3 protein-coding genes and 1 pseudogene are annotated in these 4588 nt (G+C 71.9%); 2 read left to right on the forward strand and 2 right to left on the reverse strand.

Annotated features, from left to right (window positions below; genetic code table 11):
- Window positions 1–1472 (forward strand): metallophosphoesterase family protein (locus A9X00_RS01735; protein ID WP_197515015.1); only part of this gene is annotated, 1472 nt, incomplete at its 5' end.
- Here the strand turns inward: A9X00_RS01735 and A9X00_RS01740 are convergent.
- On the reverse strand, window positions 1469–2473 hold the full coding sequence (locus tag A9X00_RS01740) for an Rv2578c family radical SAM protein (RefSeq protein WP_067148354.1): 1005 nt from the start codon (window positions 2471–2473) through the stop codon (window positions 1469–1471). The two genes, A9X00_RS01735 and A9X00_RS01740, sit on opposite strands and share 4 nt — an antisense overlap.
- A gap of 52 nt (window positions 2474–2525) precedes the next feature.
- On the opposite strand from A9X00_RS01740, the gene A9X00_RS01745 reads away from it, so the two are divergent.
- A complete protein-coding gene (locus A9X00_RS01745) occupies window positions 2526–3392 on the forward strand; it encodes a haloalkane dehalogenase (protein ID WP_067148357.1) in 867 nt (288 codons plus the stop codon).
- A 78-nt stretch (window positions 3393–3470) separates the two neighbouring features.
- Here A9X00_RS01745 and A9X00_RS31095 read toward each other — a convergent pair.
- Window positions 3471–4588: pseudogene (locus tag A9X00_RS31095) on the reverse strand (PE family protein); the annotation flags it as partial.

A 4588-nucleotide genomic window follows, 5' to 3' on the forward strand; every position in this document is an offset into this window, starting at 1 on the left:
TGCTGTGGTCGCAGGCGCGCGGTCCCGCCGTCTGGTTTCAGCCGGACCGCCGCGGCGCGCCGCCGGTGACCGGCCTGCATCTGCAATTCGGCGCGAACGCCGCCACCGAGGTGGTGGTGTCGTGGCACACCACCGAGGCCGTCGGCAATCCCCGGGTCAGGCTGGGCACCCCGGCGTCCGGGTTCGGGCGCACCGTCGCCGCGGAAACCCGGACCTACCGCGACGCCAAGTCCGGCACCGAGGTTCGCGTCAACCACGCGCGCCTGACGGGCCTGGTCCCCGATACCGACTACGTGTACGCGGCGGTGCACGACGGCGCCGAGCCGGGCGGCGGGACGGTGCGGACCGCGCCGTCGGGGCGAAAACCGCTGCGCTTCACCAGCTTCGGGGACCAGTCCACCCCGACGCTGGCCCGGCTGCCCGACGGCAAGTACGCCACCGACAACATCGGGTCGCCCGCCGCCGCGGACACCACGCTGGCGGTCGAGCGCCTCGGTCCGCTGTTCAACCTCGTCAACGGCGACCTGTGCTACGCGAACCTGGCGCAGGACCGCATCCGGACGTGGTCGAACTGGTTCGAGAACAACACTCGCTCGGCGCGGTTCCGCCCGTGGATGCCGGCCGCGGGCAACCACGAGAACGAATGGGGCAACGGGCCGATCGGTTACGGCGCCTACCAGACCTACTTCGCGCTGCCGGACTCCGGCTCCGGCCCCGAGACCCGCGGCCTGTGGTACTCGTTCACCGCCGGTTCGGTGCGGGTGATCAGCCTCAACAACGACGACGTCGCCTTCCAGGACGGCGGCAACTTCTACGTGCACGGCTATTCGGGCGGCGAGCAAAAGCGCTGGCTGGCAGGCGAACTCGCCGCGGCACGGCGCGACCCCGACGTGGACTGGATCGTGGTGTGCATGCACCAGACGGCGATCTCCACCGCCGACCGCACCAACGGCGCCGACCTGGGGATCCGCGCGGAATGGCTGCCGCTGTTCGACCAGTACCAGGTCGATCTGGTGGTGTGCGGCCACGAACACCACTACGAGCGGTCCCATCCGTTGCGCGGTGCGCTGGGCACCGACACCCGCACGCCGATACCCGTCGACGCCGGCGGCGAGGCCATCGACTCGACCCGGGGCACGGTGCACCTGGTCATCGGCGGCGGTGGCACGTCGGCGCCGTCCAACGGGATGTTCTTCCCCCAGCCGCGGTGCCGCGTCGTGACCGGCGTCGGGGCGTTCGACCCCGAGATCGGCCGGAAGGCGCCGATCTATGTGTTGGAGGACGCGCCGTGGTCGGCGTTTCGCGACCGCGACAACCCTTACGGTTTTGCGTGTTTCGACGTCGACCCGGGCCAGCCCGGCGGCAACACCTCGATCAAGGCGACGCACTACGCGGTGAGCGGGCCGTTCGGCGCGGTTTCCCTGGTGGATCAGTTCACGCTCACCAAGCCCCGGCGCGACAGGCCCGCCTAGAACAGCGTCGGCTGCAGCGGCGCCGGTGGGGCGTTGGTGGGCGGGACGGGGCGGGGATCGCCGCCGAGGCGGTACTTGGCGATCAGCGGCGCGGCCCGTTCGCGCAGCATGTCGCGGTAGCTCGGCGGCAGGTAGGCGCCGCGGCGGTAGAGCTCGCGGTAGTGGCCGACCAGTTCCGGGTGCGAGCGGGCCAGCCAGGACATGAACCAGCCGCGCGTCGAACCGCGCAGGTGCAGGCCGAAAACCGTGACGCTGGTGGCGCCGGCCGCGGCGATCTGGCCGAGCAGCCCGTCGAGGTGCTCGGTGGAATCGGTGAGGTGGGGCAGCACCGGCGCGACCATCACGTGGCAGCCCAGCCCGGCGTCCCGGATGGCGGTGATGAGGCCCAGGCGCGCCTGCGGCGTCGGCGTTCCCGGTTCGACGTCGCGGTGCAGCTCTGGGTCGGCGACGGCCAGCGACACGGCGACCGACAACGGAACCTGTTGTGCCGCATCGCTTATCAGGGGCAGGTCGCGCCGTAGCAGGGTGCCCTTGGTGAGGATCGACAGCGGCGTGCCGGATCCGGCGAGCGCGCCGATGATGCCCGGCATCAGCGCGTAGCGCCCCTCGGCGCGCTGGTAGGGGTCGGTGTTGGTGCCCAGCGCGACCGTCTCGCGCCGCCACGACGGCCGGCGCAGCTCGCGGTTGAGAACCTCGGCGACGTTCGTCTTGACCACCACCTGGGTGTCGAAGTCGGCGCCCCAGTCGAACTCGAGGTATTCGTGGGTGGGACGCGCGAAGCAGTAGCGACAGGCGTGCGAGCAGCCGCGGTAGCCGTTGACGGTGTAGCGGAACGGCAGCGCCGATGCGTCGGGCACCTTGTTGAGCGCCGACTTGCACAGCACCTCGTGGAAGGTGATGCCCTCGAATTGCGGCGCGCGGACGCTCCGGACGAGGCCGATCCTGGCCAGCCCCGGGAGCGCCCCGTCGTCGAGAGCGACGGCCTGATTAGCCCAGCGCATGCCCTCTATTCGAACTATTGTTCGATCGGTTGTCAAGTGACAGGATGTCCCCATGGAGCTGCGATACCGCGAGATCGCCGGCAAGCGAATGGCCTACCTCGACGAGGGCGAGGGCGACGCGATCGTCTTTCAGCACGGCAACCCGACGTCGTCGTACCTGTGGCGCAATGTGATGCCGCACCTGGAGGGGCTGGGCCGGTTGGTGGCATGCGACCTGATCGGCATGGGCGCGTCGGACAAGCTCAGCCCGTCGGGTCCCGACCGCTACAACTATGCCGAGCAGCGAGACTTCTTGTTCGGGCTCTGGGACGCGCTCGAGCTTGGGGACCGGGTGGTGCTGGTGCTGCACGACTGGGGCTCGGCGCTGGGCTTCGACTGGGCCAACCGGCACCGCGACCGCGTTCAGGGCATCGCCTTCATGGAGGCCATCGTCACCCCGATGACATGGGCGGATTGGCATCCCAACATACGCGGTGTCTTCCAGGGGTTCCGGTCGCCGGAGGGCGAGCGGATGGTGTTGGAGCAGAACATGTTTGTCGAAGCGGTGCTGCCCGGCGCGATTCAACGCACACTCGCCGAGGAGGAGATGAACGCCTACCGGCGGCCGTTCCTCAACGCCGGCGAGGACCGGCGCCCCACCCTGTCGTGGCCACGCAACATACCCATCGACGGCGAGCCGGCCGAGGTTTGCGCCATCGTCGACGAGTACCGCAGCTGGCTCGAAACGGCAGACGTGCCAAAGCTGTTCGTCAACGCCGAGCCCGGCGCCATTCTCAACGGCCGGATCCGCGACTACGTCCGGACGTGGGCCAACCTCACCGAGGTCACCGTTCCCGGAGTCCATTTCATCCAGGAGGACAGCCCGGACGAGATCGGTTTGGCCGTGGCCGAATTCGTCAGGCGGCTACGGTCCCGTTAGTCCTTCATGCCTCGCTCGTTCCGGATGAACAGCGCGGCGCAACGCAGCGTGAAGCAGGACCGCCAGGCCACGGCATCTCTAGGGGGCGCCGCCGCCCCCGCCCACGCCGCCGACGGCCACATCCGGGGAGTTGCCATTGGCTACGGCGGCACCGCCGGCGCCACCGCCACCGATGCCGGCTGTGCCGCCGGCGCCGCCGGTGGGGGTGGCATTGCCGGCGCCGGCGATCTGGCCCGGCTTACCGTCGCCGCCGGCGCCGCCGATCGTTTGGCCGGTGCCGCCAGGGCCGCCCTGGCCACCGGCGTAGCCGTCGGCGCTGCCGCCTTGGCCGCCGCCCGCGCCGGGGTGGCCCTGGACGGCAGCGCCGCCACCACCGCCGCCGCCGGCGCTGAACTCGCCGGAGGTGCAGTTGACAAAACCGCCCTGACCGCCACTACCGGAATTGCTAAAGCTGCCGGCCGCGAAGGCGCCGGGGGCGCCAAAGCCGCCGGTCATGATTGCGCTGCCGATCCCGGAGGCGCCACCGCCGCCACCACCACCGCCGGGCCCCCCGGCGAGGGATTGGGCGCCGCCGCCGCCGAAACCGCCGCCCGCGGTACCGACCTGGTTGCCGGATTGCGCGGTGGCGGTGCCTCCGTTGCCGCCGTTGCCACCTTTGCCGGCGGTGCCGCCGGCGGTGCTGAGGCCGCCCGCACCGCCGGCACCACCCCCGCCGCCACCAGCGGCGACGGCGGCGGCGCTGATGAAGGGAGCGACGTGGGCGTTACCGCCGTTGCCGCCGTTGCCGCCGTTGCCGGCGGTGACACCGTTGCCGCCGGTGCCGCCGTTGCCGCCTTGGCCGCCGGTGAATGCGGAGTTCCCGCTGCCAAAGAAGTTGCTGTCGCCGCCATTGCCGCCGCGGCCGCCTTGGCCGCCGGCGCCGCCGACGCTGTCGCCGCCGTGGCCGCCGTTGCCACCACCCCCAGCGGAGCTGAAGTGCACGCCCGCCGCGGCGCCCGCGCTGCCGCCGGTGCCCCCGGTGCCGCCGGTGCCGCCGGTCCCCGCCGCGCCCGCATGGGAGCCGGCGCCGCCCGCGCTGCCACCCGGTCCGGCGGCGCCGCCATTGCCGCCGTCGCCGCCGTGACCGCCACCCGACCCGTTGGTGTCGGCGCCGCCGACGCCACCCTGGCCGCCCTGGCCGCCCTGCCCGCCCGGAC

Origin of the sequence: Mycobacterium sp. 1245805.9 (assembly GCF_001672915.1) — a bacterium.
Taxonomy (GTDB): domain Bacteria; phylum Actinomycetota; class Actinomycetes; order Mycobacteriales; family Mycobacteriaceae; genus Mycobacterium.

Bases quoted from the DNA above. Each gene is read 5' to 3' on its own strand.
- A9X00_RS01740 (WP_067148354.1), bottom strand. From the start codon at position 2,473: ATGCGCTGGGCTAATCAGGCCGTCGCTCTCGACGACGGGGCGCTCCCG.
- A9X00_RS01745 (WP_067148357.1), top strand. From the start codon at position 2,526: ATGGAGCTGCGATACCGCGAGATCGCCGGCAAGCGAATGGCCTACCTC.